This window comes from Rhizobium sp. WYCCWR10014 (assembly GCF_001657485.1).
Taxonomy (GTDB): Bacteria; Pseudomonadota; Alphaproteobacteria; order Rhizobiales; family Rhizobiaceae; genus Rhizobium.
In genome coordinates, this window is sequence record NZ_LXFU01000028.1 from 102780 (window position 1) to 128433 (window position 25654).

Annotated in this window: 30 protein-coding genes and 1 pseudogene; 10 read left to right on the plus strand and 21 right to left on the minus strand. The window is 56.1% G+C overall.

The features are described 5' to 3' along the window. Window positions 1-26: 26 nt before the first annotated feature. From tnpB to A6U98_RS08665, 12 genes are all read right to left on the minus strand, one after another. A complete protein-coding gene (gene tnpB / locus A6U98_RS08615) occupies window positions 27-380 on the minus strand; it encodes an IS66 family insertion sequence element accessory protein TnpB (protein ID WP_033181215.1) in 354 nt (117 codons plus the stop codon). Then, window positions 373-807, minus strand: coding sequence for a transposase (locus tag A6U98_RS35620; RefSeq protein ID WP_082229754.1), 435 nt, complete (start codon window positions 805-807; stop codon window positions 373-375). The genes tnpB and A6U98_RS35620 overlap by 8 nt, the downstream gene beginning before the upstream one ends. Before the next feature lie 86 nt (window positions 808-893). Next, complete coding sequence (locus A6U98_RS08620) at window positions 894-1427, minus strand: peptidase S14 (RefSeq protein WP_033181216.1); 534 nt, start codon at window positions 1425-1427, stop codon at window positions 894-896. Window positions 1428-1438: 11 nt separating this feature from the next. After that, the gene (locus A6U98_RS37105) at window positions 1439-1750 is read right to left on the minus strand and encodes a hypothetical protein (RefSeq protein WP_033181217.1); all 312 of its coding nucleotides are present in this window, start codon (window positions 1748-1750) and stop codon (window positions 1439-1441) included. Further along, complete coding sequence (gene nifT / locus A6U98_RS08630; RefSeq protein ID WP_027688422.1) at window positions 1747-1947, minus strand: putative nitrogen fixation protein NifT; 201 nt, start codon at window positions 1945-1947, stop codon at window positions 1747-1749. Before nifT ends, A6U98_RS37105 begins: the two co-directional genes overlap by 4 nt. A gap of 167 nt (window positions 1948-2114) precedes the next feature. Then, window positions 2115-2309 (minus strand): 4Fe-4S binding protein, encoded by a 195-nt coding sequence (locus A6U98_RS35625; protein ID WP_003563211.1) that lies wholly within the window; start codon window positions 2307-2309, stop codon window positions 2115-2117. 33 nt (window positions 2310-2342) lie between these two features. Next, window positions 2343-3815, minus strand: a complete 1473-nt coding sequence (nifB, locus tag A6U98_RS08640) for a nitrogenase cofactor biosynthesis protein NifB (RefSeq protein ID WP_082229774.1) — start codon at window positions 3813-3815, stop codon at window positions 2343-2345. A 242-nt stretch (window positions 3816-4057) separates the two neighbouring features. Further along, a complete protein-coding gene (nifA, locus tag A6U98_RS08645; RefSeq protein ID WP_033181220.1) occupies window positions 4058-5143 on the minus strand; it encodes a nif-specific transcriptional activator NifA in 1086 nt (361 codons plus the stop codon). 199 nt (window positions 5144-5342) lie between these two features. Then, a complete protein-coding gene (locus A6U98_RS08650) occupies window positions 5343-5639 on the minus strand; it encodes a ferredoxin family protein (RefSeq protein WP_033181221.1) in 297 nt (98 codons plus the stop codon). 12 nt (window positions 5640-5651) lie between these two features. After that, window positions 5652-6959, minus strand: a complete 1308-nt coding sequence (locus A6U98_RS08655) for an NAD(P)-binding protein (RefSeq protein ID WP_033181222.1) — start codon at window positions 6957-6959, stop codon at window positions 5652-5654. 15 nt (window positions 6960-6974) lie between these two features. Continuing rightward, on the minus strand, window positions 6975-8081 hold the full coding sequence (locus A6U98_RS08660) for an electron transfer flavoprotein subunit alpha/FixB family protein (RefSeq protein ID WP_033181223.1): 1107 nt from the start codon (window positions 8079-8081) through the stop codon (window positions 6975-6977). A gap of 16 nt (window positions 8082-8097) precedes the next feature. After that, a complete protein-coding gene (locus A6U98_RS08665; RefSeq protein ID WP_033181224.1) occupies window positions 8098-8946 on the minus strand; it encodes an electron transfer flavoprotein subunit beta/FixA family protein in 849 nt (282 codons plus the stop codon). 566 nt (window positions 8947-9512) lie between these two features. Here A6U98_RS08665 and nifH point away from each other — a divergent pair. The 8 genes from nifH (at window position 9513) to A6U98_RS08700 (ending at window position 17928) form a co-directional block, all read left to right on the plus strand. Continuing rightward, on the plus strand, window positions 9513-10400 hold the full coding sequence (gene nifH / locus A6U98_RS08670) for a nitrogenase iron protein (RefSeq protein ID WP_033181225.1): 888 nt from the start codon (window positions 9513-9515) through the stop codon (window positions 10398-10400). Between the two features lie 91 nt (window positions 10401-10491). After that, window positions 10492-12012, plus strand: coding sequence for a nitrogenase molybdenum-iron protein alpha chain (gene nifD / locus A6U98_RS08675; RefSeq protein WP_033181226.1), 1521 nt, complete (start codon window positions 10492-10494; stop codon window positions 12010-12012). Window positions 12013-12089: 77 nt separating this feature from the next. Continuing rightward, entirely contained in the window at window positions 12090-13622 is a 1533-nt protein-coding gene (nifK, locus tag A6U98_RS08680; protein ID WP_033181227.1) for a nitrogenase molybdenum-iron protein subunit beta, read from the plus strand. A gap of 53 nt (window positions 13623-13675) precedes the next feature. Then, window positions 13676-15115 carry a nitrogenase iron-molybdenum cofactor biosynthesis protein NifE gene (nifE, locus tag A6U98_RS08685; protein WP_082229755.1) on the plus strand — a complete coding sequence of 480 codons (1440 nt, stop codon included), beginning with the start codon at window positions 13676-13678 and terminating at the stop codon, window positions 15113-15115. Between the two features lie 10 nt (window positions 15116-15125). Next, entirely contained in the window at window positions 15126-16469 is a 1344-nt protein-coding gene (nifN, locus tag A6U98_RS08690) for a nitrogenase iron-molybdenum cofactor biosynthesis protein NifN (protein WP_064649253.1), read from the plus strand. A gap of 165 nt (window positions 16470-16634) precedes the next feature. Beyond that, the gene (locus tag A6U98_RS08695; protein WP_064649255.1) at window positions 16635-16985 is read left to right on the plus strand and encodes a thioredoxin domain-containing protein; all 351 of its coding nucleotides are present in this window, start codon (window positions 16635-16637) and stop codon (window positions 16983-16985) included. A gap of 93 nt (window positions 16986-17078) precedes the next feature. After that, on the plus strand, window positions 17079-17360 hold the full coding sequence (locus A6U98_RS36705) for a hypothetical protein (protein WP_130682809.1): 282 nt from the start codon (window positions 17079-17081) through the stop codon (window positions 17358-17360). Window positions 17361-17595: 235 nt separating this feature from the next. Beyond that, window positions 17596-17928 carry a thioredoxin domain-containing protein gene (locus A6U98_RS08700; RefSeq protein WP_033181229.1) on the plus strand — a complete coding sequence of 111 codons (333 nt, stop codon included), beginning with the start codon at window positions 17596-17598 and terminating at the stop codon, window positions 17926-17928. A gap of 157 nt (window positions 17929-18085) precedes the next feature. Here the strand turns inward: A6U98_RS08700 and A6U98_RS35630 are convergent. From A6U98_RS35630 to A6U98_RS08735, 8 genes and pseudogenes are all read right to left on the minus strand, one after another. Then, window positions 18086-18220: pseudogene (locus tag A6U98_RS35630) on the minus strand (integrase core domain-containing protein); the annotation flags it as partial. A 137-nt stretch (window positions 18221-18357) separates the two neighbouring features. Further along, window positions 18358-19068: a hypothetical protein gene (locus A6U98_RS08705; RefSeq protein ID WP_082229756.1), complete on the minus strand. Its 711-nt coding sequence runs from the start codon at window positions 19066-19068 to the stop codon at window positions 18358-18360. A 294-nt stretch (window positions 19069-19362) separates the two neighbouring features. After that, a complete protein-coding gene (locus A6U98_RS08710) occupies window positions 19363-19584 on the minus strand; it encodes a hypothetical protein (protein WP_033181231.1) in 222 nt (73 codons plus the stop codon). Between the two features lie 437 nt (window positions 19585-20021). Beyond that, window positions 20022-20432 carry an Lrp/AsnC ligand binding domain-containing protein gene (locus A6U98_RS08715; RefSeq protein ID WP_245304497.1) on the minus strand — a complete coding sequence of 137 codons (411 nt, stop codon included), beginning with the start codon at window positions 20430-20432 and terminating at the stop codon, window positions 20022-20024. 63 nt (window positions 20433-20495) lie between these two features. Next, the gene (locus tag A6U98_RS08720; protein WP_064649260.1) at window positions 20496-20900 is read right to left on the minus strand and encodes a hypothetical protein; all 405 of its coding nucleotides are present in this window, start codon (window positions 20898-20900) and stop codon (window positions 20496-20498) included. Between the two features lie 67 nt (window positions 20901-20967). Beyond that, entirely contained in the window at window positions 20968-21684 is a 717-nt protein-coding gene (locus tag A6U98_RS08725; RefSeq protein WP_064649262.1) for a hypothetical protein, read from the minus strand. A 124-nt stretch (window positions 21685-21808) separates the two neighbouring features. Further along, window positions 21809-22480 carry a hypothetical protein gene (locus A6U98_RS08730; RefSeq protein ID WP_064649264.1) on the minus strand — a complete coding sequence of 224 codons (672 nt, stop codon included), beginning with the start codon at window positions 22478-22480 and terminating at the stop codon, window positions 21809-21811. Window positions 22481-22657: 177 nt separating this feature from the next. Then, the gene (locus tag A6U98_RS08735; RefSeq protein WP_064649266.1) at window positions 22658-23008 is read right to left on the minus strand and encodes a helix-turn-helix domain-containing protein; all 351 of its coding nucleotides are present in this window, start codon (window positions 23006-23008) and stop codon (window positions 22658-22660) included. 177 nt (window positions 23009-23185) lie between these two features. Here A6U98_RS08735 and A6U98_RS08740 point away from each other — a divergent pair, with 177 nt between their 5' ends. After that, a complete protein-coding gene (locus A6U98_RS08740) occupies window positions 23186-23830 on the plus strand; it encodes an acyl-homoserine-lactone synthase (RefSeq protein WP_064649268.1) in 645 nt (214 codons plus the stop codon). Between the two features lie 179 nt (window positions 23831-24009). Then, window positions 24010-24735, plus strand: coding sequence for a LuxR family transcriptional regulator (locus A6U98_RS08745; RefSeq protein ID WP_064649271.1), 726 nt, complete (start codon window positions 24010-24012; stop codon window positions 24733-24735). Between the two features lie 524 nt (window positions 24736-25259). On the opposite strand, the gene A6U98_RS08750 is transcribed toward A6U98_RS08745, so the two are convergent. After that, window positions 25260-25654, minus strand: a 395-nt coding sequence (locus A6U98_RS08750) for a transposase (protein ID WP_156667823.1), incomplete at its 5' end; no start/stop codon positions are given.

A 25654-nucleotide genomic window follows, 5' to 3' on the forward strand; every position in this document is an offset into this window, starting at 1 on the left:
CCGCGTCAACAGATCAACACGCCACCTCAGCCGGCAATCTGATATTGCCGCACAGGATGACGGATCATCGCATCGATATCGATCCCGTCGAGAATCCAGTGCAGCTGCTCGGTCGTCAGTGTGACCACCGGCACCTCTCGGCGCGGCCATCGGAACTTGTCTTCGGTTAACCGCTTCAGGACCAGCACGAACCCGGACCGATCAAAGAACAGCAGCTTCACCCGGTCACGCCGACGGTTGCAGAAGGCAAACACTGCAGGAGCAAACGGGTCCAGCGCCATCGTCTCCTGGACCAGGACCGCAAGGCTGTTGATGCCCGCCCGGAAGTCGATCGGTTCGCGGTGCAGGTAGACTTGAAGATCAGCGCCAAGCTTAAACATGACCCAGAGCTCCGATTATTGCCGTCAATGCGTTGAGATCGCTGCACTCCAGCGTCAATCTCACACCATTCGGCAGTGACGCACTCACCTTTGCTGGAGAGGTCAGCGGGCCGCTTCTCTCCGTCGTCGGCAATCGCTCTTCGCGATCCGTGGCAGGCATCTCAATGTCGAACTCGCTGCTCGGGGCGGCGATCTGAACGGGAATAAACGCAGATGACGAAGACGGCGATAATGGATGGGCCTGGGTGTGTTTCCTGATCCATTTCCAAACGAGGTTCGCGTTGACCCCGTGTACTCGCGCAAGTTTCGATACTGATGCGCCGGGTTCAAGGCATGCCGCAACTAGGCGATCTTTCGAACCTGGATCGAAGCGGCGCCTTCCATTCCGACCAACCAGCCGCACGGCGAGTTTTTGACCTTCATCCATAACTTGGTGTCCACCTCTTTTAGGTGGACACCTCATGCCAAAGCTCACTCAACTACAGAAGGTGCGGTGAAATTCGCGGTTACAGCCTATTGCGTAGCCGTGCCCCGATATTTCCGGAAAAGTCGAACGACGCGCCCGATCTTTGACGGTTGGTTGGCGTCGGACGTATCGAGCTGCAAGGTCACAATAGGAGGTTCGGAGAAGGGATCGCACTCGATAGCCACGTTAACGGCGCCTAACATGTCAGCGCCGGCCCTGAAGGCGCCCAGCGCGTACGCACAACCCGAGCCTATCGCGATGAAGTCGGCCTCGATCGGGCCGGAAGGATAAATGCTGTTGTTGAAGAAAAATCTCGAGCCATCGACCTTTACCAGGAGCGCCTCAAAATCGGGCTCGTTCGTGCCAAACGCTTCCTTGCTCATGCCCCCCGTCACCCACTGCGTGACGAATTCATTCATACCGGGAACGGTGGACGAGACGCCGAGCAGCGAGCCTTTGTATTTCCCTGCCTCGATCCGGTGAATCTTCCTCTTGGCGCCGATCGGATGGCTGCTGCCGGAGAAGGCGCGGCTGTCAGAGGCCATTCTCCGAATCTTGGCGTCGTAGACGATGGTGGTCATACACCGAGCCCTCACTTGATGCGCTTCGGGCGCCTGATGGTGTTCGTAACCGACTGAAACCGGACCTGTGCCGAGTCAGGCACTTGCTTTATGCAAGCCGCGATATTCATGTGTTCCCGGGCTGCAAGCGAATGCTGTCTTGGTGTCTCGGGTTGTTCATGCGCGAAATGAAAAACGTAATCGTAAGATTGGGCATGTTTATCCTCCACGTGAACCAATGCCGTTATTTCACAAGATGGCTGCGCCAGCCGTTCCCTTCGCACATCGGCAGCCGCCGCTGTCGAAAGTCCGATGTTCGGTCCGCCCGTGTCAGTCCTGATCATTGCTTCCTCGCCTCGACTGTGATGGGTAAGCGGGTGCTCTGCGCTAGGTCGGGGAGGGCGAGGAGCCATCCGTTCCTTAGCAATACAAAGCCGCCCCACAAGTCATGACTCTCCACCGCAACAACCGGCTCCTCGACATCCTTTTTGGACATATAGATCGACAAGCCGGCCCCATTTCTCCGGATCATTGCTTTCATTTACTGTACCTCGTTTTACACGTGCTCCATTTCGCACCCGTTGGAACCGACGATGCTGCCACGCTCAACCACCTCATTGTTCCATGGGTTGCTGTCGAGGAGGATGCCCGCCTGCGCCAAAATGCTTTCGCAGGCGGGCCCCTTTTGCTTTCGTTTAGTACGGCTGCTCAGGCAGGAACGCAGGTGTTCGGCATGGGGCAAATGGCTCTGCATTTGGGCGCGTCAAACTCAATCCTGCACTCGGTGCATATTTTAGGATCGACCACGAATCTGTCAGTTTTGAAACTGATTGCGCCTGAGGGGCACTCAAATTCGCATGCGCCGCATTGGGTGCATTGTGAGGCGATGATTTTGAAGGCCATGATTCAGCTCCTCTGGTTTAGTCAAAGCGTGTGTCAAGTCGCGGCTGCTAAAGCGTCGTCGTGAAGCACCGCGCTATAATGAGCGTCGATTGCCTGCTCGATGTAGGAGCCGCCATAAGCGCCCGTTGCTCGAACACCTCGGCGTGCGAGTTTATTCGTAGGGCCCTTGCCGATCTGAGAACAAATCAGCAAATCTAAGCCTTCGAGCGCATTGATGATACTGTTGAGAGTAGCCTCCTCCCCCCATCCACCAAGGCAGTACGGGTCGATCTTCAGGTGACCAATCAATCCGATGCCTTTTTGACAGACTGAGAAAATTTGTAGTTCCTGCGCGTGACCGAAATGTTCATTGACCCGGCCTCCACCTTTGGTGGTTACAGCAATAAGGAGAAGTTCGTCAGATGGACCTGAGACCGATGTGGCCGCGCCCCTTGCTTCCAATGTTTGGGCGCGTCGCTCGCGCTCGATCAACTTGCGATAGGCATTGCGCTTGCCACTGTCGTTGGTCGCTTCAGCTGGGAGTTGGGAAATCTTGAATTCGTTTGCGCGATCATCACTGAGCAGACCGACTGCATCGGCGCGGCACTGGCGGCAATGGCGCATCACCTTCGTGTCGCCTTCAAGCCGATCCCGGAGCGCGATTAGTTCGGAAGGTGTAGGGCAACGCTGATCGTTCATGCCATAGAAAGTGCCATGTGTAGGCTCTGAAATCAGGGGCATTACGTTGTGCATGAACGCACCCCTGTCCTTGACCCACTTGTTAACATCGATGAGATGCTCGTCGTTGACGCCTGGGATCATCACGGAATTGACCTTGATGAGGATGCCGCGTTCTGCCAGCATTTCGAGCCCCAACATTTGCCTCTCATGAAGGATCCTGGACGCGTCGATACCGTTGTAGCGGCGGCCGTCATAGAATATCCAGGGGTAGATCTTGGTCCCGATCTTCGGATCTACCATGTTGATGGTGATCGTCACGTGCCCGACATTCATGTCGACAAGCTCGTCGACATGTTCAGGAAGTGCGAGACCATTGGTCGAGATGCAAAGCTTGACGTCAGGGATTTCCCGGGCGATCGGTATGAGCGTCGCCTTTGTTTTCCTCCAATCGTAGCAGGCATCGCCTGGCCCGGCGATGCCCACCACCGAAAGCTGCGGCACTTCGTTGGCGACCGCCATGGCCCTGCGCAGCGCCTGGTCGGGAGTGAGCCTATGGGATGCTACTCCTGGCCTGCTTTCGTTGGCGCAGTCGTATTTTCGATTGCAGTAATTGCATTGGATATTGCAGGCTGGTGCGACCGCGAGATGCATCCGCGCGAAATAGAGATGCGCCTCCCGCGAGAAGCACGGGTGGTCTTTGATCTTTTCAATGATTGCTGGAGCCATACCATTCGGCTCTGAACTACCACGGGATGAAGACGCATGGTCACCGAACGTTGTTGCCCCCGGCTCGCGTGCGGCAGGTGCTGTGTTGGTGATCCTACACTTACTCATCCCTCTGGACATTACGAACTCCAATGACGCTTGAAAGCTCAGTTCCGCGAGCAAGAGCGATGCCAGTCTGAGAAACGTCACCCTGCCAGCTGGGTATGCTCTTCGTTGTCCGGTTTAGACCTCTTTGCTACAGGGTTTCGTCGGAGACACGACAGGGCCGCTTGGTAGACCTTGTCGGGTGGGGGAAACTAGAATTGCCGGGCGTCAGTTGGGCGCGACCTGCCGCAGCAGGTCTGCACCAATGACCTCCTTGACTAGAAGAGTTTTCGTTCGATCCCGTGCCGGCGCAGAGAGTAACCGACCTGTCGCGGCGTACGACCAAGGAGCCGCGCAGCTTTAGCCTGATTCCCTCCGGCCGTCGCCATCGCCTGTACCAACCGTTCTCTGCCGATCAGACCTGAGTGTCCCATTACGGCTTCGGCCGCGAAGACGGCGGCATCACGCGGCTGTCCCGTTGACACGGTTTCACCTCGAGCGAGCCCATGAACTGCGCCCTTGCCCTCTCGCTCGGCAACCGCCTTTTTGAGGAGCGGGGAATAGCATCGACCCTGTTCACAGGCGAGATCTTGAGGAATGATGACGTCCGAACGGGCGAGCGTTGCGGTCCTCTGTATGCAGTTTTGCAGCTCACGAATATTGCCTGGGAACTCGCATTTCGAAAGGATATCAAGTGTGGAGGGTGCAAAGCTTAACGAACGGCCGTTCTCCTTGTTGAAACGCCGAAGGAATAATTGGGCCAAACGCGGGATGTCACCGTCGCGTTGCCTCAGTGGTGGCAAAGTGATCGGTACGACATTGATCCGGTAATACAGGTCGGCTCTGAATTCTCCCGCCGCCACGGCCGTTTCAAGATCCTTATTGGTCGCGCAAATCAACCTGACATTGACTTTCAATGTTCTGGTCCCACCGACGCGCTCAAGTTCGCCTTCCTGCAAGACGCGCAGCAACTTGGCCTGGAACTCCGCCGAGATTTCTCCTATTTCGTCGAGCAGCAAAGTTCCACCGTGCGCCAGTTCGAACCGACCTTCTTTCGGAGAGGTAGCGCCGGTGAAGGCGCCTTTCTCGTGCCCGAAAAGTTCCGATTCCAGAACGCCTGCCGACAGCGCAGCGCAATTCAACTTTACGAAGGGCTTTTCACGGCGCGACGAAGAATCGTGTATCAGCTTTGCAAAGAATTCTTTGCCCGTGCCGCTCTCACCTCTCAACAGAACAGGCGAGTTGCTCCTTGCGACAATCTGGGCAATTTCAAAAACCTCCTTGAGTGCGGCACTCTCGCCGACAATTTCAGCACCCGGCCGCACTGCAGATTTGGGCGTCGTCTCATCATCTGATCCAGCCACGGGGCTACTCCATTCAGCACGTGGTTCAGAGTGCTTTGGGCACTCAGGACAGTCCTGGAACGTCCTCCGCGCTACATATTGGACTTTGAAGGTCAATAAAAATTACAAATTGGTAGGGGCGCCCCATCAGCCGGTTCGTCATTGTTTGCTTACCCTGCGTTTGCAACCGAGTGGCTGTATCGACTACAGAAGAAGCTGTTCATCCAAACTTGAAGAGAACGCCGAACCCACCCCGTGGATACGTCCACTCAATGTCGCCGTCGGGTCCGCATAACACGTTGCACGTCCCGCATTCCAGGCAGCCATCGGAAACGATGATTACCTGACGTCTGTCGTTCAGCTGGTAGCATTTCGCCGGACACACTTGCGTCAAGGCGATCAGGTTTTGGGTTGGAAACAGGTGTTTCCTGACCGATATGTGTGGGCGGCCCGGGTCAACCAGATATCGGTTCTGGTAAAGCTTGTCCTCAACTCGCCGTTTAACGATGGCCTTCATCTGGATCTCCTTTTAGCGCCACGCGCGGGCGAGCCGGACTGCGTCTGAAATCAATCCCCACCGGGATCGTGCTTTCAAGAAGGCGGCGGACGTGGCCTTTTCCTTGTCGAGTTTTGAATTTCCGTCGACACGGACGAAACTTTGCGCAGCCTTAGATATCAACTTTGGATATGAAACAAACAAGTTCTGGCTGTTGGCATGGAGAAACCTTGGCATCTCTTTATGCTTCATCAGATCTTTGATGACGAAGGATGAGTCGAGCATGCTCTTGTACAAAGCCAAGTTGCTTTTCACCATCGAGCCGCCGCGATCCTTTACGTCTGCAATCGCTTTTCCCGCCAGATACCCTGATGTCATTGCGAGGTTCGAGCCCTCCCGATGTGCGGTATTGTTCAACTGGGCCGCGTCTCCAACCACGACCCACCCATTGCCGAAGAGCTGTGGGATAGCCGTAAAACCGCCTTCGGGAATGAGATGCGCGGCATATTCCTTCACCTCAGACCCGGCGATCAATGGCCGGATCGAAGGATGGTGCTTGAAAGCTTCAAGCAGATCGTATGGCCTTTCCATGGCCGCGGCCAAACCGGAAACGAGGCATCCTATTCCAATAGAGATGGACTCCTTGTTCGTATATAGAAAGCCAAGCCCTGGGACTCCCCGTGAAATTGTACCGCCTGCCTCGATCACACAGCCTTCGTCTGCAGTCAGGCCGAAGCGTTCTGCGATAACGTCCTCCGGTAGGAAATGCATCTCTTTCACGGCAAGTGCCACGCTGTCCGGCTTGGGAGTTTCGCGCAAACGCCCTCGTGTTCCAAGGAAGCCGTTCACCCCCTCAGCAAGCACCACGACGTCGGCAGAGATGGCCTCGCCGGGTCGGTCGGTGTATACGCCTGTCACGTTGCCCCTCGAATCCTGCTTAAGCCTTGTGGCCAATGTTTCGCAGAGGACGGTGCATCCGGCCTCGCGCACCTTGGCCGAGAACCATCTATCGAATTGGGCACGGATGATCGTGTATCGGTTTGGCCGCCGTTCGTTGAAGTCATCCGACCGATAGTGAATTCCGGTGTGCGACGCGCCGTCCATGATCCAGAAGCGCTGCTCGACGAGATGCCGTTCAAGCGGCGCGTCATCGCGGAAGTCTGGAATGATCTTTTCCAGCGCGTCGGCGTACAGTATCGCTCCTTGAACGTTCTTCGAACCCGGGTACTCGCCGCGCTCCAACTGCAGCACTTTCAGACCACGCATGGCCATCGCATAAGCAGCCGCGTTACCCGACATACCTGCCCCGACGACAATCGCGTGAAATTTCTCGCCCTTCATTAGCCACACCTCAGTTTACTTGCATCGATTGGTATGAGGCGCTAGTCGCCTGGTGAACGCCGCGGTCAGTGCCGGCAGAAGAGCGACTGCATCAGCCACAACGGCGACATGGGCGAAATCGAATATCGGGGCGTTGCTGTCGGTGTTGATGGCAACGATCAAATCAGCCCCTTCGACGCCAACCCGATGTTGGACCGCCCCTGATATTCCAGCCGCAAGATAGAGCTTGGGCCGGATCGTCTGGCCCGTTTGGCCAATCTGTCGATCAACCTCCATCCAACCTTTTTGAACCAAAGGTCGGGAGCAGCCGAATTCACCGCCAATCGTCCTCGCTAGAACCATCACACGTTCCAGATTCTCGGCGGTGCCAATACCAAGCCCGCCAGCGACCACGATATCTGCATAGGCGAGGTTGATTTTTTCCGATCGTTCATCCGGAAGGAAGCCGAGAACCTTTGTGACAATCTCTTCCTCAATCATCATCAAGTCATGCCGAATGATAGGTCCAATCGCATGGGTCACGCGTTTGGGGGTCGCCATGACCCGGGGTCGCACTGTCGCCATTTGCGGGCGAGAGTTGAGAGTGTAGATCGTGCACAGCAGCGAACCGCCAAATGTGGGCCGGGTCGCTGCGAGCGAGCCGTCTGCATCGACATCCAATTCGGTGCAGTCAGCCGTAAGCCCTGTTTCCAAAGTAGTTGCCACAGAACCGGCAAGATCTCGCCCAAGCGAAGTGGCGCCAAGAAGCAGAATTTCCGGCTTATGAAGGATGACCAGGTCTGAGAGAGCTTTGGTGAAGGGCTCGTTTCGGTAGTCCGATAGCAGCGGCGACTCGACGAGATAGGCGAGATCGGCCCCGTACGCGAACGCCTCCGCAATGGCAGACCGAACTCCCAGGTCTTCCGCGGTTCCAATAACCACTCCCGCCAGTTGAACGCCAAGCTTATCGGCAAGCTTGCGTCCTTCACCGAGCAGTTCAATAGACACGGGATGCACTTGGCCTCGTTCCAGCTCGATGAAAACCCAGACGTGCCGATTGTCGCGGAAGTGTCTGGGCAATTCCTTCTTCGCGCTGGCGCGACTGACGATTGGAGACTGACTTTCAGCTTGGTGGGCTTCCATTTATGCTCCTTGTTTCTCACGTGAGCCCATTCGGTTGAAAGCTCGCTTCCAATGCGGGCTGGTGCTCGAAGATCGATGCGATTATTTCGTCAACCAGCGGACCGCACTGGTCATCGTTTAATTTGATTTGGATTGCTTTTTCGGCCCTTGGGGTGGGGGCGAATACGCGCTTGACGACGGTCGGTGATCCTCTCAAGCCGCAATTAGCTATCTCCACAATACCGGCGTCGGCTGCACGCCAGGTCGGTATTTGCGCGCGTGCGGCACGCAACGCGTCAGCGACGGAGCCGCGACGGAGGGCGTTGACGCCTTCAAGGACACTGATCAAGCACGGCAGTTGGCTCTTCAGCATTTGTGTGCCGCCTTCCGAACGGCGCTCCACCGTGATCTCTCGGGCATGAAGATCGACTGAGACAATTTTCGTTACGTAGGTCAGTTGTTGCAGTTCGAGACGCCTGGCAATCCCCGGCCCCACCTGCGCAGTATCGCCGTCGATCGTCTGCTTGCCAGTAAACACGATTTCAGGCGCATGGCGGAGTCCAAGGTTCGTGATAGCTCGCGAGATAGCAAATGAAGTTGCCAAGGTGTCTGACCCGGCGAAGTGACGGTCGCTCAGGAGTACCGCTTCATCTGCGCCGTATGCCAGAGCTTTCTCCAGCGCTTGTTTTGCCATAGGCGGGCCCATGGTAAGCACAGTGACTTTACCCCCATACCGGTCACGCAGTTTGAGAGCTTCTTCCAAGGCGAAAAGATCATAAGGATTGATGATGGTCGGCACGCCCTGGCGCATGATGGTATTCGTAACCGGATGAACCCGGATCTGTGCAGAGTCAGGCACTTGCTTTATGCAGACCACGATATTCATGCTGTCTTTGGCTCCGACCGAAATGTAGTAGTTTGTGTCTCGGTCGGTCCTAGCACTCGTCGTGCCAGGCCGATTGCGCGGTGATTAACTCGCGAGTTTCGGGCGGGTCGAGTTTGCTATTGGTCCAACGGTGCGACAGCTTTGCCAGGTTTGCGACACGGGTGGCTGCATGCGCTCGGCAGCGGTGCAACACTGCTTGCGCGATTTTTTGACCGCAAACGATTTCGCTAGAGCTCCGCGCCGCTTTCCAATTGCCAGCATTTGCGTCAAGTGCGGCTCATTCGACGGAGACGTGCTTGCGCAGAGTTACCGTGGCTCTCCGAGAGCCTCACGACATATGTGCGACATTGTCGTCAATTTTGTCGGCTTCGTGACACGACTCAGGATTCTTCGGTCCGGAATTTCATCCCCCCTAAGTGTTTGCGGGAGCACCAGTTTCCGTTCTGCCCTATCAATCAACTCAATTGGCACGACGCTTGAAAATTGTTCTCGGGCTGCGACGGAAGCAGCCGCGTCCGATGTCGCGGCATCACCTCGGTCGGTTCGAACACGAAAGGGAAGTAATAATGGCTGCTCTGCGTCAGATCGCGTTTTACGGAAAGGGAGGTATTGGCAAATCCACTACATCCCAGAATACGCTCGCCGCCCTTGTCGAACTTGGGCAGAAAATCCTCATCGTCGGCTGCGACCCCAAAGCTGACTCGACGCGATTGATCCTGAACTCTAAAGCACAGGGCACGGTTCTGGATCTAGCCGCAACGAAGGGTTCAGTCGAAGATCTGGAACTTGGCGACGTGCTAAAAACAGGCTACGGCGGCATCAAATGTGTGGAGTCGGGCGGCCCGGAACCTGGCGTCGGCTGCGCCGGACGAGGCGTCATCACATCGATCAACTTCCTGGAAGAAAACGGCGCCTATGACGATGTCGACTACGTCTCCTATGACGTGCTCGGAGACGTGGTGTGCGGGGGCTTCGCTATGCCCATCCGCGAGAACAAGGCTCAGGAAATTTACATCGTCATGTCCGGTGAGATGATGGCCCTGTATGCTGCAAACAACATCGCGAGAGGCATCCTCAAATATGCCAGCGCCGGAAGCGTGCGGCTGGGCGGCCTGATCTGTAATGAGCGGCAGACCGACCGCGAATTAGACCTCGCCGAAGCCCTGGCCGCCAAGCTCAATTCGAAGCTCATTCACTTCGTGCCGCGCGACAACATTGTGCAGCACGCGGAGCTTAGAAAGATGACCGTGATCCAATACGCGCCACGCTCCAAACAGGCGGCGGAATATCGATGGTTGGCTGAGAAGATCCACTCCAATTCGGGAAAGGGCACGATCCCGACTCCTATCACCATGGAGGAACTGGAGGACATGCTGCTCGACTTCGGGATCATGAAGTCGGACGAGCAGATGCTCGAAGAACTTCTCGCGAATGAGGGGCAGGCGACGTCCTAAAGATGGGCGGAGCGGATGACGCACCGTGTTAATCGACAAACATGCCTCCTTGTCGAGGCTCAATGCGAACCTTCGAGAGAGGAAAGGCCCTATGAGCCTCGACTACGAGAACGACGGTGATTTCAACGCAAGGCTTATAGATGCGGTACTCTTGCAGTATCCGGATAAGACGGCTAAGCGCCGCAAAAAACACCTTGGCGTGGCGAAGGCCAGAGAGGCACTCGAGCGGGGCTCCGATGCGCTTTGCGAGACCGGGGTGAAATCCAACATCAAGTCTATTCCGGGCGTGATGACCGTCCGCGGCTGCGCTTACGCCGGCTCGAAGGGTGTCGTGTGGGGGCCGATCAAGGATATGGTCCATATATCGCATGGGCCTGTCGGTTGTGGCCACTATTCCTGGTCGCAACGCCGCAACTATTACGTCGGTCTGACGGGTGTCGACGCCTTTGTCACCATGCAATTCACGTCTGATTTTCAAGAGAAGGATATTGTTTTTGGTGGCGACAAAAAGCTCGAGAAGCTCATCGATGAAGTTGAGGAACTGTTTCCACTGAACAATGGTGTGAGCTTGCAGTCCGAGTGTCCAATCGGATTGATCGGAGACGACATAGAGGCTGTGGCGCGCAAGAAGGCCAAGGAGCACGACAAAACGATCGTGCCGGTGCGATGCGAAGGGTTTCGTGGCGTGTCGCAATCGCTTGGCCATCATATCGCCAACGACGCGATACGGGACTGGGTTTTCGATAAAAGAGAGGCCGACTTCGAACCCAGCCTTTTCGACGTTAACGTCATAGGTGACTACAATATCGGCGGCGATGCATGGGCCTCACGCATTCTGCTGGAGGATATGGGGTTGCGGGTAATCGGCAACTGGTCGGGAGATGCCACACTCGCGGAGGTGGAGCGTGCACCAAAGGCTACGCTCAACCTTATTCACTGCTACCGGTCCATGAATTACATCGCTCGGCATATGGAGGAAAAGTACGGCATTCCCTGGATGGAGTACAACTTTTTTGGTCCTTCCCAGATCGAAGCTTCTTTGCGCAATATCGCCGCGTTTTTCGGGCCGGAGACCCAAGATAAGGCCGAAGCACTCATCACCAGATACCAACCTCTCGTCCAGGCGGTGACGGAGAAGTACCGTCCGCGCCTTATTGGCAAAACTGTGATGCTCTACGTCGGCGGATTGCGTCCCCGCCATGTCATCACCGCCTACGAGGATCTTGGAATGGAGATCGTTGGTACGGGCTACGAATTTGGCCACGGCGACGATTACGAGCGCACGGGCCATTATGTCAAAAAAGGTACGCTTATCTACGATGATGTGACTGGCTACGAGCTCGAGAGCTTCATCGAGGCCATTCGCCCGGACCTCGTAGGCTCGGGCATCAAGGAAAAATACCCGGTTCAAAAAATGGGCATACCGTTCCGTCAGATGCATTCTTGGGATTATTCTGGTCCGTATCACGGCTATGACGGCTTCGCCATTTTTGCCCGAGACATGGATCTTGCCATCAACAATCCGGTCTGGGGCCTCTACGACCCGCCATGGAAAGTAACGCACAGCTCCGATGCAGGCGGTGCCTGCAGTTGTTGCCGGGATGATGAATAATTTTTGCTGAGCGACAACATTTTAGACATCTCGCAAAGTCTACGCAGCCGCACTCGCGGCGAAAAAGGATGAAAACTATGCCGCAATCGGCCGAGAAAGTTCTCGATCATGTTCCTCTGTTCTGCGAGCCGGAATACGAGAAAATGTTCGCCCGCAAGAAGTTGAAGTTCGAATGTCCGCATCCGGATAAGGTCGTCGAAGCGCAATATGAATTCACCTGGACATGGGAATATCGAGAAAAGAATCTGGCGCGCGAAGCGCTGGTCGTAAACCCCGCGAAGGCTTGTCAGCCGCTCGGCGCGGTTTTCGCAGCGGCTGGCTTCGAGCGGACCATGTCGTTTGTTCACGGCAGTCAGGGCTGTGTGGCGTACTACCGCTCGCACCTGTCACGCCATTTCAAGGAACCGTCGTCTGCAGTTTCGTCTTCGATGACAGAGGACGCGGCTGTGTTTGGCGGCTTGAAAAATATGATCGACGGGCTCGCCAATACCTATCAGCTCTACGACCCCAAGATGATTGCGGTCTCGACGACTTGCATGGCCGAGGTCATTGGGGATGATCTTCACGGCTTCATTGAAAACGCCAAAAATGAAGGCTCCGTTCCAGCCGATTTCGACGTGCCCTTCGCCCACACCCCAGCCTTCGTCGGCAGCCATGTCGATGGTTACGACAGCATGGTTAAAGGCATTCTGGAAAATTTCTGGAAAAGCACCGAACGCGTGCCGACGCCAGCACTCATCAACATTATTCCAGGCTTCGACGGTTTCTGTGTTGGCAACAATCGAGAAATCAAGCGCCTGCTCGACACGATGGGAGTGACCTACGTTTTCATCCAAGACGCCTCTGACCAGTTCGACACACCTTCCGACGGCGAGTACCGCATGTATGACGGAGGGACCAAGATCGAGGACGTGAAGGTAGCCAAACATGCGGAGGCGACAATATCGCTGCAGCACTACAATACGCGAAAGACCTTGGACTATTGTCGCGAGCTTGGTCAGACGACTGCCTCGTTCCACTACCCGCTGGGCATTGGGGGCACGGACGAATTCCTGATGAAGATATCCGAGCTTTCCAAGAGGGAAATTCCCGAATCTATCGATCGTGATCGGGGGCGATTGATAGATGCCATGGCCGATAGTCAATCTTGGTTGCATGGCAAGAAATACGGAATCTACGGCGACCCGGACTTCGTCTACTCAATGGCGCGCTTCGTCATGGAAACCGGTGGCCACCCTACACATTGCCTTGCCACCAACGGCACCGCAGCCTGGGAAGCGGAGATGAAGGAATTGCTCGCATCCTCTCCCTTCGGCGGAGGTGCGCAGGTGTGGGCTGGCAAAGACCTGTGGGCAATGCGCTCGCTTCTTTTGACGGAGCCAGTGGATCTGCTGATCGGCAATTCCTATGGCAAGTATCTTGAGCGTGACACCGACACGCCATTGGTTCGGCTTACGTTTCCGATTTTCGATCGCCATCATCATCATCGCTTTCCTCTCATGGGCTACCAAGGCGGATTGCGTCTTCTGACCGTCATTCTCGACAAGATTTTCGACGAGCTTGATCAGGAGACCATGTGGGAAGGCGTTTCGTACGACCTCACGCGCTAAATGCTTGGCCGGGCGTCGACCGGCCATTCGTCCCTGGATTGGAAGGTCCCGAGATGTCATCGATCGAGACACAAATGCGAGATGCCTCCGCCAAGATATTCCGCACCACGGAAGCCAAGGAGACATGTCACAACGCGTCACAGGGATCAGCAGCCAGCGGTGGCTGCGCCTTCGACGGAGCTAAGATCGTGCTGCAGCCAATCACCGATGTCGCGCATCTCGTCCACGCGCCGCTCGCGTGCGAGGGCAATTCCTGGGACAATCGAGGCGCCGCGTCTTCAGGTCCAGTTCTTTGGCGCACAAGTTTCACCACTGATCTCACCGAACTCGACATAGTGACGGGAGATAGTGAGCGAAAGCTTCTCAAGGCTATCCGGGAGATCAAGGAGGGGTATGCGCCGGCAGCAATCTTCGTCTACGGAACCTGCGTCACGGAGCTGATCGGTGACGACATCGACGCGGTCTGCAGGCAAGCAGCGCAGAAGTTCGCAATACCAGTGGTGCCGGTGAAGTCGCCGGGCTTCGGCGGTTCGAAGAACCTCGGTAACCGGCGCGCCGGCGAGGCTCTGCTCGAGCACGTCATAGGCACGGTGGAGGCTGATGATCCAGGTCCATACGACATCAATATACTCGGCGAATTCAACCTCTCAGGGGAATTCTGGTTGATGAAACCGCTGTTGGACAGACTTGGTATCCGTGTCCGCGCCTGCATTCCCGGAGACGCGCGCTACGCGCAGGTGGCGTCCGCCCACCGGTCACGTGCAGCTATGATGGTGTGTTCAACTGCTCTCATCAATCTTGCTCGCAAGATGGAAGAACGCTGGAACATTCCGTTTTTCGAAGGCTCCTTCTATGGCATTTCGAGCACCTCTGAAGCCCTCCGGCGGATCGCCCAACTGCTCGTAAGGAAAGGCGCTGGTTCCGCGTTGCTCCACCACGTCGAGGCTCTCTTAGCAGAAGAGGAGGAGAGGGCCTGGAAGAAGCTGGAAGCGTATCGGCATCGGCTTGAGGGGAAGCGCGTTCAGCTGAACACCGGCGGGGTGAAATCCTGGTCCATCGTGCACGCACTGATCGAAATCGGCATGGAAATTGTCGGTACATCCATCAGGAAATCGACGACCAGGGACAAGGAGAGAATCAAGCAGATGCTGAAGGACGAGAACCACCTTCACCAATCGATGGCAGCGAGCGAGCTCTACGCGATGTTACGTGAACACAAGCCTGATATCATGCTGTCAGGCGGACGCACTCAGTTCGTCGCGCTTGAGGCGAAAATTCCTTGGCTCGACGTGAATCAGGAACGCCAGCATGCTTACGCCGGCTACGCAGGCATGGTGGAACTAGCACGCCAGATCGATTTGGCAATCCACAACCCGGTCTGGGCGCAGTTACGCGAACCGGCGCCGTGGAAGCAGTTCGTTACGACCGCAAGATCGGCGGAGCCACGCATTAATATGAGGTCTGCCGACGAGGCGACAGCTGGTTTTTATTGAGGTAAAAATTATGGCTGTTATCCTGACCCCAACAAAAACGGCAGCGATCAACCCTCTAAAGTCGTCTCAACCATTGGGCGCTGCCTTGGCCTTCCTGGGCGTCGATGGTGCGCTGCCAATACTCCATGGCAGCCAGGGATGTAGCAGTTTTGCACTGGTGCTGCTCGTGAGGCATTTCAAGCATATGGTCCCGCTGCAGACAACTGCAATGGACCAGATCGCGACGGTGGTGGGCGGCGCTGATTTTCTCGAGAAAGCTCTCGTCAAGCTAAAAGCTCGCACGTGGCCGCGGCTGATCGGAATCTGCACTACCGCCGCGGCAGAAACCCGCGACGAAGATATCGCAGGTGATATCTTCGACGCCAAAGGCGCGCGCCCGAGAAAACTCATTGATACGGAAGTGGTACTCGCACGCACTCCCGACTTCGCAGGGGCGGTGGAGGAGGGGTGGTCGAAGGCTGTTACGGCTATGATCGAGGCAATCACGCGGCCCGGCCAGCAGGATCGCGATCCGGCGACGGTCGTCATACTGCCCGGCTCGAACATCACAGTTTCCGATGTAGAGCATCTGCGAGAAACGGTAGAGAGCTTCGGCTTAATACCCCTCATTTTGCCTGACGTGTCCGGCGGGCCTGACGAAGCTGTCCGCGATCGATGGATTCCGATCGCACGCGGTGGCGCGAAGGTAGAGCTTATCCGCGATCTCGGGGCGGCAACACTGTGCATCGCCATCGGCGAACAGATGCGCCGACCGGCTGAAGCTTTGCAGGGCCTAACTGGATTGCCATACGTGATGTTCGGATCGCTCACGGGCCTGAATAACGCCGACCGTTTCGCCTGGCTCCTTGCAGCGATTTCGCGCGACAACGCGCCAACGGCTGTCCGTCGTGGCCGCATGCAGTTGCAGGAGGCGATGCTCAGTGGGCATTTTCATTTTGCAGGGAAGAAGGTCGCCATCGGCTCCGAACCGGACCAGCTCTTGCAGTTCTCGCAATTCTTTATCGGCATGGGGGCGGTCATTACAGCCGCGGTCGCCACGACCGGGGACTCAAAGGCGCTGCAAATCGTACCAACCGATACGGTCAAAGTCGGCGATCTTGGTGACTTGGAAGAACTCGCCGTAGACGCTGATCTACTCGTCACGCACTCCCACGGTCGACAGGCCGCAGAACGCCTCGCAGTTCCGCTGATGCGAGTTGGTTTTCCTGTCTTCGACCGCATAGGCAGCCAGCATAAACTGAACATTCTTTATCGAGGAACGCGCGACATGATCTTCGAAGTCGCCAACATAGTTCAGGCGACTCAAGGTCTGCCACCCGCTCGCGCACCTCCCGAAACCGTACTCATGAGGTGAGCATCGCCGGACCTTTTCATCCGTCGCGTACTTCTCCTCGTCGCACGAGGAGCCGCTCCTGATGACTTCATCGGCAGCCACATTGAACTGAAGAAGAAAGGAAGCCGAAGGCGTGGAGACAATGCCACTTTTGGCAATTCGTGGATCTAAGTTGAGGATCAAACTATGTCTTCTGTAAAAACCGTTAATATCACGAACTTTCAGTCTGAAGTTTTGGATTCGACAATGTTCGTTCTCGTCGATTTCTGCGCTCCTGGGTGTCGCCCGTGGAACATGATCGCCCCAATCCTCGAACACATCGCCATCGAGATGAAGGGCCTTGTCAAGGTCGTTAAGCTGAATATCGCTGAGAACCCGGAACTCGCTGCTCAATACATTCAGCAACGCTTAATAAACGAAAAGTTCGCTGCCGTCGTACTTCCTGCCCTTGTAATCTTCAATGGCCTGAAGGTCGTCGGCACTTTGGAGGCTTCCAGCCGAAGTCCGATATCGAAAAATGGATATGTCGAACGGTAGCTGATTACTCATGATGTGAATGGACAAGCAGAGCACCCGGCAAACCGCCCTGGGCTTGCCGGAGGCTCCAACTTCTGAGAAAAGGGAGCCGACATGAGCAAGACAATTACCAAGGTTTCAGCGGAAGTCCGCGAGCGTGCGATCCGTTGTTGCGGGTGGGAGGCTGCGCCTGAGCCGGTCAAGAGTCCGTGGGTGCGTGGTGCCTTCAACGCCTGCACCATGGCATCACACGATCTGCGCAACGTCCTCATGAAATATCAAATCTACGGATCGAAAAGGCCACTCTCGAAGTCAACGAGAGTGCCGAACTGCTCAAGCACGACAGACCAACCGTACCGTTTCGTGCGCCTGGTTGTCGCTGTGGTCAGCTCGTAACGGCAGCCGGCAAGAATGATCTGCCGGACCGTCTTACGGTAGGTCTCCAAAAACGGTCCCACAGTGGCGGGTTTGCCGGAGGCACATGACGCGCAGTGTGGGGCAGGATCTGGCTGAATTACGTGACGTCTCGCTCAGTCTGACCACCTTCACGACGCGCGTTTCGTCAGATCAATTCGACAACGCATCAACACATCCATCAAACGGCGCTCAACTCTGGTAACAGGAAACGTCCATGCACTGGGTACACGTCAATTTCAACAATTTCCAGTTAGAAGTTCGGGAATCCCCAATACCTGTTATCCTTCACCTTTGGGCTGAAGGCTGCGGCCCATGCGACACGATTGCTCAGATCCTAGAAGAAGTTGCCGTCGAGATGAAAGGCAGAATCAAAGTCGCCAAGCTGGATCTCGGTAAGAACCGGGAACTCGCCGCGCAATTCGGTGTGCAATTTATTCCGATCCTAGCTTTCTTCAAGGGGGGCATAGTCAACGATTTCTTTGTCGGTGCCCCGCAGAAATCCGCTATTGTGAAGTGGGTAGATAAAACTTTGCTGACTAGCTCGTGAAGCTCAGGTGGAGCAAACCGTAGGCGAGGGTTTGGATGCGGGGAGATTGAGTCGGCTTGACGTGCCCCGATAATTTAGGCCATTTGGAACTGGAATTTTCCACTTTGAACCGCCCCCAAACTCTGGACCAGCTGAGGCTAGAGTTTTCCGGCTTCATTCAGGGAGGCGGGCTGGTTGCGCCTCCTGATTTCATCAGCGAGATCGGCACCTTATTGCCGATCGCACCATGTGGCCGAAACTCATTATACTCTCTACGCCAATCCTCCATCTTTTCGCGGGCCTCCGCAAGGGTTGCGATTTCGTCGTGCCTAACTCAGATCGCTAAGATCCGTGCACTGACGCGGAGCTGCACTGCTTGATACTGATCAGGATGACACGCGTTCACCCGCTCTCTTTCGAAAAATGAATTGGATGGCCGTCGCACAAGCTCTATCGAGAAAGCAACCGCGGAACTGGAAAGTCTAACACATTGTCCGTGTAGCTTTCGACCACGGCGCTAAACGGCGTTCCGTCTCGAAGTTTAAGCACTGCACGATGTTCGAGCAGGAACGGCTGCAGGCTAGGGGAACTTGTTTCATGCGCTACTAAGCCGTCTATGTCCCAGCCTTCGGATAGAGGGGACCAGAGCAACTTGGCAGACAGGTTTGTGCGAGTGAAATTGAGAGCCTGAACGGCTCTGCCAAACGCGATATCGCTGGTCTTCAACGCGTGATTCATCGCTGCAGTAAGTTTTGCAGGTAAATACCAATTGTCGGCCTCGGATAGGACGCGGTCGCCGCAGACCAAGCGGACGTGGCGATAAGCGATCAGCTCTCCGGGTCCGACTGTCAGAAGTTCACGGATGTGCTCGTCGGCCGGCTTGTCTTGCCCGCGCACACGCTGTGCTACGATCTTGGAACCTTCCGGCGCGAGCTTGTGCGCCGCGCACCAGCGGTCAAGGGTCAACGTAGCACTGGCATTGCTCAGGAGATTGGCATTCAAGGTCTGGAGGACCGCAAGCGCTTCCACTCGAGATGCTGGGCTGTTCAGCCAATGAGACCGTGTGGAAGATTGTTGCGCAAAAGCAATCTGCGTCCCCAGCGCCATGCCGGCCGCTGCGCGTGCGGCAATGCGAATGCATTTCAAAGAGGGTAACATCACTGAAAATGAACTCCTTTTCTGCGGTGAATTTGATGGGAAGCCGTGCGGTCAAGTTTTCTGTTTTTGGCAGGCGAGCATATATGCATCCTGCAGCATTATTTGAACTGCGCGTTGCGTGTACCGGATAGGGTAGGGTTCTCGATTGACTTCTTAATCTTTCGATGTCGTTGTTGGAGTTTGCAACCGTTGGCGACTGCGTCGGCGATTTCACCCTGGAATTTGGAAGCAAGACTTAATATTAAATCGGGAACGCGGCCGCCGTCCGAGCTCTCCCAGTTCCATACATCGTAACCCTCACCTACGGGGTTTAGCGCCCTTGTTGTCCTCCTCGCTCTTTGCGAAATGTTCATGCCGCTGGATTGGATAAAATAGGTCGCAACCGTAAGCCCAATCCAAGAGAAATTGTTGAAAGATGGTCTTCTTCTTCGACACAGAGTCCTTCTGCCGGTGGTCGACGGTCGCTGCCAGCAGGCGCGCGTCGGTAACGTACTTGTCTGATTTCTTGTTGCGCTCCATGCCATCGTGCTCCCTGTGTAACCTGCCGGCGATGATGTCGCCTGCAATGGTTCAGCTTCGTAGGAAAAAGACTGTCCTGTTGTGATATCGGTAGCCGGGTTGCGGGGACATTTGATGAAGGCGATAAATAAAGCAACTACTCGCCAGGATATACTTTCTGGCATAACATGAAATATTCAATAAAAGAATTTATAACTGTGGTAAAACAGTAGGTTATACAAATATAAGTTTGCATATAATATTGCATATATCGCACTTCGTTTCTTTGGCTGCAGCCGTCAAGGCCACTTTGTCCTCCACCGCTCTACGGCTGAAGCAATCAGCTGCACGATATGAGGCGCCGAGCCCAGTCTCCGATCGTGAAGGGAATGATCGCGGCCCAGGCATCCCTGTCAGTCCACGAAAACGGCGCGGCAAACGGATAGCCGCCGAAGACGCTAGAAGGGCAACCTCGCGTTCTCCTTGACTTTCTTCATCACGAAGAAGGTGCGCGTCTGGCGCACGCCAGGCAGGGCGATCAGCTTCTGGCCGTGCAGCTTGTTGAAATCGGCCATGTCACGGACGCGGATTTTCAGGAGGTAATCGAAATCTCCGGCCACCAGACTGCAGTCCAGCACTTCCTTAAGCTCCATGACAGCGCCCTCGAATGCGCCAAAGCTCTCAGGTGTGGAGCGATCCAATACGACGCCCACCATCACCATCGCGCCGAGTCCGACGACGCTCGGCGCGACCTCCGCCCGAACGCCGGTAAGGGGACGTGCCGCCGAACGTGCGATCGTCCCGACACGGGGCCAAATCTGGCTGTGATCGGTGATGCGGCGCGGGCATCTCAATCTGTCGTTATCCACTCCCCGACTCAACCTTTGCGTAAAGTGCGGGGAGTGAACCGTTCGGCCGAGGGGTTTCGCCTCTTACTGGCAGGCAGTCAGACCGCCCGGATTTTGAATGGGGGCGAAACCGACGCCGTCGATTGTGTTGTCGTTGCGGGCAATGAAGCAGTAATTGTCATTGGCATGGGGAGCTGCAACGACGCAGGAGTTGGCCCCCGCCGGAATGACATAGGTGTCCAATCCGTTGATCGCAAAGACCGAGGCTGTTCCATTCGGATGGGGTACCGGCTGCTTTGTGAACAAGATGGCATTCTGTGGTGGCGCGACTGCGATAGGCTGATGGTTCCGGCAATCGGACGAAAAGACGAGTTGTGCCGCCGCGGGTATAGCGGTTGCGATAATGGAGGAGATGGCAATGAGAAGTCTTGCAGCGGTCTTGCCGCGAGGACCTGTTTGGCCGGTGAACTTCGTTGTGATGCCCGACATGGCTATTCTCCTGATTGCAAGGATTGAGGGGATTGCTCAAGCGTCTGTAATGATCCTGATTCTGGGTCTATGGTCCTCCCGCCGCCGAAAAGGTCCCGTTGGCATTGTAGGTTACGGTGTACGTTGCGTAGCCGGTGGTGAAATCGCAGCGCGCGGCGTTGCTCTCGTCGTAAGCCACGGTGCTTCCGACCGGCTGGTAGCCCATTTTCACGAAAAAGATTTGCTTCGGTATGCAGTTCATGATCGCATTGGGGACAGGAGCGACGAAGCTCGAGAGTATGATCGCCTGACTGTTGTTGAGGGCGACGACGCCGCAATAGAGTTCGGGATGCGGCAGCGGCGTATAGGAAGGCACGTTGATGCCAAACCCTCCGATCGCAATTCCGGCTTGATTGGCCGGCGCCGAAAGTCCGAGCGGGTCGAGCGTCAAGGTCGTGCAATTATCCGGCGAACCATCGGCCGTGGTGAGCGTAACCGGTCGGAACGCCGAGGTGCTGCCGACCACCGATAGCGTAGCTGCATTGAGCGCGAGCAGCGCAATAAGCTGGGAGGCAGACGCTTGTTTGGTGCTGAGGGCACCTGCATAGATCTGACTGTCCAACCCGAAATTGATCTGCGCTCCCGTAGTTGCGTAATTGCCGACGCTTTGGCAGCCGAGACTGCCGCTGAGGATGGGATCAGGGCTCGGCAGCAACGGAAATGCGGCCTGCTTCTGGAAGACATAGAAATATTGCGTCGTTTGCGAAAGGTTTCGAACGATGATCTGGTATGACGAACTCGTCATGGCGTGTGATAATCCCCTTTTAGACCAAGCCTGTCCGTCGCCCGGAACGAGCGGTGGCAACCGAACGAATGGTGCGCATGCAGGTGAAGAAGGGGCGGATCCTCACCTGCGTGCCTGCCGGGGTTTACTGGAGCTGCGTAGTCCAGGTCCCGTCAGATTTCAGGCTGACGTTGCAGACGGAATAGCCGCCGGTGAAATCCGAAAGCGCCGCGTTCACGCTCGATTGCGTAAAGTTCATGACGACACCTGGCGTGTAAGCCCCGGTCTGGACATAGTATTTCAGGATCGGCTGGCAATCGGTGTTGCTGGCGGGGTTTGCCTGCACGAAGTTGGAGAGCACGATGCCGCCATTGACGGCAACCGCCGAGCCGACATTGAAATAGGGGGGCGAGTTGAAGACCGGCGTGGTAATGCGAAACGCACCAGGCTGCACACCTTCCCCGTAGATCGGCGAGGAGAGACCGAGCGGGTTGACCGTCGCGGTCGTCCAGTCGTTCGGTTTACCGCTGCCACCTGAACTCGGAGCAAGATCGATGGCGCGGCTGGCTGACGAGTAGCCGGAAGAGGCGCCGATTTGCGGCGGTGTGTTTGCCTGCTGGATGCCGGCATAATATTGCAGGTTGACCTGGAAGGTCAGGATCGCGCCGGTGTTGTCGTAGTTGCCGAGCGATTGCGAGAAAAGGCTATTCGAATAGACTTGCCCGCCGCCGGTGTAAATCGCCGGCTGCTGAAAGAAGTAGAAGTTTTGCGTCTGGGATTCGTAATTTTTCACGTTGATCGTCAGCATCGTAGACATGGGCAACCCTTCTGCGTTTGAGAGTGAAAACGAGGGTCTTCACCGCGGCGAGGGCAGGTGGCCTAGTTTTGCTACCGATGCCGTCGTGAAACCCTAACTAGAAATATTGTTTATGGCGGCGGTAGTTGCAATCTAAAGATGTTGAGTGCAACGTAAAAAAGCCGTATGAAATTGTGCTTAGCGTAACACGTGCTCCCGAGGGATCGATTCGAGCAGCCCGATGAGATTGGACTGGGATGCCGCAGACCGGCCGCGCAGCGCCATGACCCATAGCAACTCCGTGGCGGAGATCGTGCTGTTCTTATGGCCATCTATGGCTCCTCGCCCGAGAAGCAGCCAGTCGAGGGAGACGTCCAGAAGGCGGGCGAGAGCGCAGGCGCTTTCCAGGGATGTATGGCCGCCGTTCTGCCAGCGGGAGACGGCCGCGACGGATACATTCAGTTCGGCCGCGAGAGCGTGTACTTTCCGGAAGTTGCCCAGAGAAATCGCTTCTCGAATACGTTTGCCGCGCGCTGGGTCGTAGGCCATGACCATTCTTCCTTTGGGTGCATTGAATTGGCAGCCACAGAGCTTGGGATCGGTCAAGCTTTGGAATTTAAGCGAAAATGAAAGGCAAAGCGAAGCACCGGTCAACCTGGTGAAATATCCAGATTGCTCCCGGTCGTCTTCCTGTTGTGAAACATCACCACATCAGGAGGGATGGATATGTTGCGGATACTCACCAAAGACATGCTCGAGACCGATCGACCTGCTTTTGACAATATGTTTCGGGCTCGCGCCGCCGTCTTTCGTGATCGGCTGGGATGGCAGGTTGATGTCCGGGACCGGTGGGAGAGGGACCGATACGATGAGGCCGAGGATCCCGTTTATCTCGTCACGCAACGACCTTCCGGCACGCTGACCGGTTCGTTGCGCCTGTTGCCGACCACGGGGGCAACGATGCTTAAAAGCGAGTTTCGACATTTCTTCGATCAGCCAATCGACGTTGATAGCCCGACGACCTGGGAATGTACTCGCTTTTGCGTTCACCCGATTGCCGGTCACCTCGATCAGCATTCGTCGCGCGCAGTCGCCACGGAGCTGCTCTCAGGGCTTTGCGATCTCGCTCTCGACACGGGTATCGATACTATCGTCGGCGTCTATGATGTCGCGATGATCGGGGTGTACCGCAGGATCGGCTGGAGGCCGACGCCGCTTGCGCGATCCCGGCCGGAAATCGGCAACCTGTATGTCGGCTTATGGGACGTGACGGCGCAGAATTGTCAGATGCTTCGAGCCAACCTTTCGGGACTTCTGCCGCAAGCTTCTTCCGACCCTGCCAGGGTGCTTATCGGTGGAGGCATACGGTAAGCGCGGTCGCCTCCCGCTGCCTTCAGGGGGAGATTCCACGTCGCGCGGGGACATCCGACGCTAAGCCTTAACCTTCATTGACGCCGTGCCGCGGCTGGCATTGAATAGTCTGTTCCAGACAGAGATGAAATGTTACCTTGGCGGGCAATCTTTGTAACCCGCAACCGCGAGTGCATCTCATGCTGAGCAGTTCTCGTTTTTTCTACTGTGTGGACCAGATCTCTGCATCGCCTACGATGCAGGACCTGGAAACAACTCTGGATGAAGTCCGCCATATCTATGCGATATCGCACATGGTCCTTCATGTCACCCGCTCCTCAGGGGCGGCAGCCCACAATCCGCTGCTGATGCTGACCTACCCGCCCGAGTGGGTGAAGCAATACCTTGCCTGCGATTACTTCAGCATCGATCCAGTTGTGCGCCTCGGCCGACGCGGTTTTCTGCCACTGGAATGGTCCGCATCGAAATGGGATTCAGGGCGGGAGATTGGCTTCTTCAAGGAGGCGATGGCTTTCGGTATCGGCCGGCAAGGGGTGACCTTGCCTGTGCGTGGGCCTCACGGGGAGCGTTCACTGTTTACGGTTACGTCCAATCATCCGGACTCTTACTGGCGACAGTTCCGCATGGAAAGCATGCGCGACTTGCAGTTTCTTGCTCACCATCTCCACGATAGGGCGATGGTTCTGTCGGGTATGAGAACATGTACCGACTTTCCGAAATTGTCCCGCCGCGAGCTGCAATGTCTGCAGATGACTGCCAACGGCTTCCTGGCAAAGCAGATTTGTGCCCGGTTGTTCATTTCGACGAGTGCTGTGCAGCTCTATCTCGCATCGGCTCGACGGAAGTTGGCAGTCGCGACGACGAGCGAAGCGGTGGCCAAGGCAACAGCACTCGAGTTGATTTAGGCTTAGAAGCGCTCGGGCCGTCTCGCACCATAACCAAGCGCTTCCGGAAGATAGTGGAAGTCCAAGGAGCAAACGATTATGAATTTCGGCGATGCGCTGAACCGTCTCAAGCACGACGGAAAGGCTGGACGCCGCGCTTTGGACGGTAGGAACTAGCCGGTTCTGACCATAGATCGCCAAGGGATTACTACACCTCCAAAACCATTCTTGCCGCGGAAGTCACGGTAACGAAATGCATCTCTTCCGCATTGACTGGTGCGATCTTCGTCTTCGGCATGTTCGAAACTGCTCGTCATTTCGCAGCTCCATGAGGCAAGGTAGGCGACCTCCCCGTGGGCCGATAGATCGCTGCCGAGAAAGAGACCAAGTTGACGTTCCGAGTGAGCCGGGACATGCCCTCGAGCATTCCTGACTTTGCTGCGCGCAATGATCCAGCAGACTCAAACCGCTCCCAAGAAGCGGTGAAGTGCTCGGCATGGTAGTGTTGAATCGTCCAATTGGGCGGGCTCTACTTGAAACCGGGATCATCGCCGACCCAGCACACAATCGAGAATGCGGCCCAGCTCCTCCGTGTCGATGTCGCTGTCCACGCGGACACGGCGATCGCGGCCCAGCTCAATCGTCACATCGCTACGCTTCCGGCGGGGCTGCGATGGGGCCGGCGCTTCCAAGGCAGGGGGCTGGGCTGCAGGCGCGGCCTCCGAAACGATCACGGGCACCAAGGTGCTCGATACCTGCATTGACGGCTCCTCGATTTGGCAAAGCTCCTTGCGCCAGCGGAAGAGCTGGCTGACATGGATACCGGCCGCACGAGCAATCTCGGAAAGCACCGCACCTGGCTCGAGACAGGCTGCAACGAGCCGCTCTTTATCCTCTTGAGACCAGCGCCGTCGGCGCTCGACAGACGTGATCACTTCAA

Excerpts from the sequence above, each read along its gene's own strand:
- A6U98_RS08745 (WP_064649271.1), top strand. The coding sequence starts at position 24,010 with ATGCTGAGCAGTTCTCGTTTTTTCTACTGTGTGGACCAGATCTCTGCA.
- A6U98_RS08655 (WP_033181222.1), bottom strand. The coding sequence starts at position 6,959 with ATGAAGGGCGAGAAATTTCACGCGATTGTCGTCGGGGCAGGTATGTCG.
- A6U98_RS37105 (WP_033181217.1), bottom strand. The coding sequence starts at position 1,750 with ATGATCAGGACTGACACGGGCGGACCGAACATCGGACTTTCGACAGCG.
- nifB (WP_082229774.1), bottom strand. The coding sequence starts at position 3,815 with ATGTCCAGAGGGATGAGTAAGTGTAGGATCACCAACACAGCACCTGCC.
- A6U98_RS35620 (WP_082229754.1), bottom strand. The coding sequence starts at position 807 with ATGGATGAAGGTCAAAAACTCGCCGTGCGGCTGGTTGGTCGGAATGGA.
- A6U98_RS08650 (WP_033181221.1), bottom strand. The coding sequence starts at position 5,639 with ATGAAGGCCATCGTTAAACGGCGAGTTGAGGACAAGCTTTACCAGAAC.
- nifN (WP_064649253.1), top strand. The coding sequence starts at position 15,126 with ATGGCTGTTATCCTGACCCCAACAAAAACGGCAGCGATCAACCCTCTA.
- A6U98_RS08695 (WP_064649255.1), top strand. The coding sequence starts at position 16,635 with ATGTCTTCTGTAAAAACCGTTAATATCACGAACTTTCAGTCTGAAGTT.
- A6U98_RS08730 (WP_064649264.1), bottom strand. The coding sequence starts at position 22,480 with ATGTCTACGATGCTGACGATCAACGTGAAAAATTACGAATCCCAGACG.
- A6U98_RS35625 (WP_003563211.1), bottom strand. The coding sequence starts at position 2,309 with ATGGCCTTCAAAATCATCGCCTCACAATGCACCCAATGCGGCGCATGC.
- A6U98_RS08700 (WP_033181229.1), top strand. The coding sequence starts at position 17,596 with ATGCACTGGGTACACGTCAATTTCAACAATTTCCAGTTAGAAGTTCGG.
- nifD (WP_033181226.1), top strand. The coding sequence starts at position 10,492 with ATGAGCCTCGACTACGAGAACGACGGTGATTTCAACGCAAGGCTTATA.
- A6U98_RS08725 (WP_064649262.1), bottom strand. The coding sequence starts at position 21,684 with ATGACGAGTTCGTCATACCAGATCATCGTTCGAAACCTTTCGCAAACG.
- A6U98_RS08660 (WP_033181223.1), bottom strand. The coding sequence starts at position 8,081 with ATGGAAGCCCACCAAGCTGAAAGTCAGTCTCCAATCGTCAGTCGCGCC.
- nifH (WP_033181225.1), top strand. The coding sequence starts at position 9,513 with ATGGCTGCTCTGCGTCAGATCGCGTTTTACGGAAAGGGAGGTATTGGC.
- A6U98_RS08710 (WP_033181231.1), bottom strand. The coding sequence starts at position 19,584 with ATGGAGCGCAACAAGAAATCAGACAAGTACGTTACCGACGCGCGCCTG.
- A6U98_RS36705 (WP_130682809.1), top strand. The coding sequence starts at position 17,079 with ATGAGCAAGACAATTACCAAGGTTTCAGCGGAAGTCCGCGAGCGTGCG.
- nifT (WP_027688422.1), bottom strand. The coding sequence starts at position 1,947 with ATGAAAGCAATGATCCGGAGAAATGGGGCCGGCTTGTCGATCTATATG.
- A6U98_RS08620 (WP_033181216.1), bottom strand. The coding sequence starts at position 1,427 with ATGACCACCATCGTCTACGACGCCAAGATTCGGAGAATGGCCTCTGAC.
- A6U98_RS08735 (WP_064649266.1), bottom strand. The coding sequence starts at position 23,008 with ATGGCCTACGACCCAGCGCGCGGCAAACGTATTCGAGAAGCGATTTCT.
- A6U98_RS08665 (WP_033181224.1), bottom strand. The coding sequence starts at position 8,946 with ATGAATATCGTGGTCTGCATAAAGCAAGTGCCTGACTCTGCACAGATC.
- nifE (WP_082229755.1), top strand. The coding sequence starts at position 13,676 with ATGTCATCGATCGAGACACAAATGCGAGATGCCTCCGCCAAGATATTC.
- tnpB (WP_033181215.1), bottom strand. The coding sequence starts at position 380 with ATGTTTAAGCTTGGCGCTGATCTTCAAGTCTACCTGCACCGCGAACCG.
- A6U98_RS08720 (WP_064649260.1), bottom strand. The coding sequence starts at position 20,900 with ATGTCGGGCATCACAACGAAGTTCACCGGCCAAACAGGTCCTCGCGGC.
- nifK (WP_033181227.1), top strand. The coding sequence starts at position 12,090 with ATGCCGCAATCGGCCGAGAAAGTTCTCGATCATGTTCCTCTGTTCTGC.
- A6U98_RS08740 (WP_064649268.1), top strand. The coding sequence starts at position 23,186 with ATGTTGCGGATACTCACCAAAGACATGCTCGAGACCGATCGACCTGCT.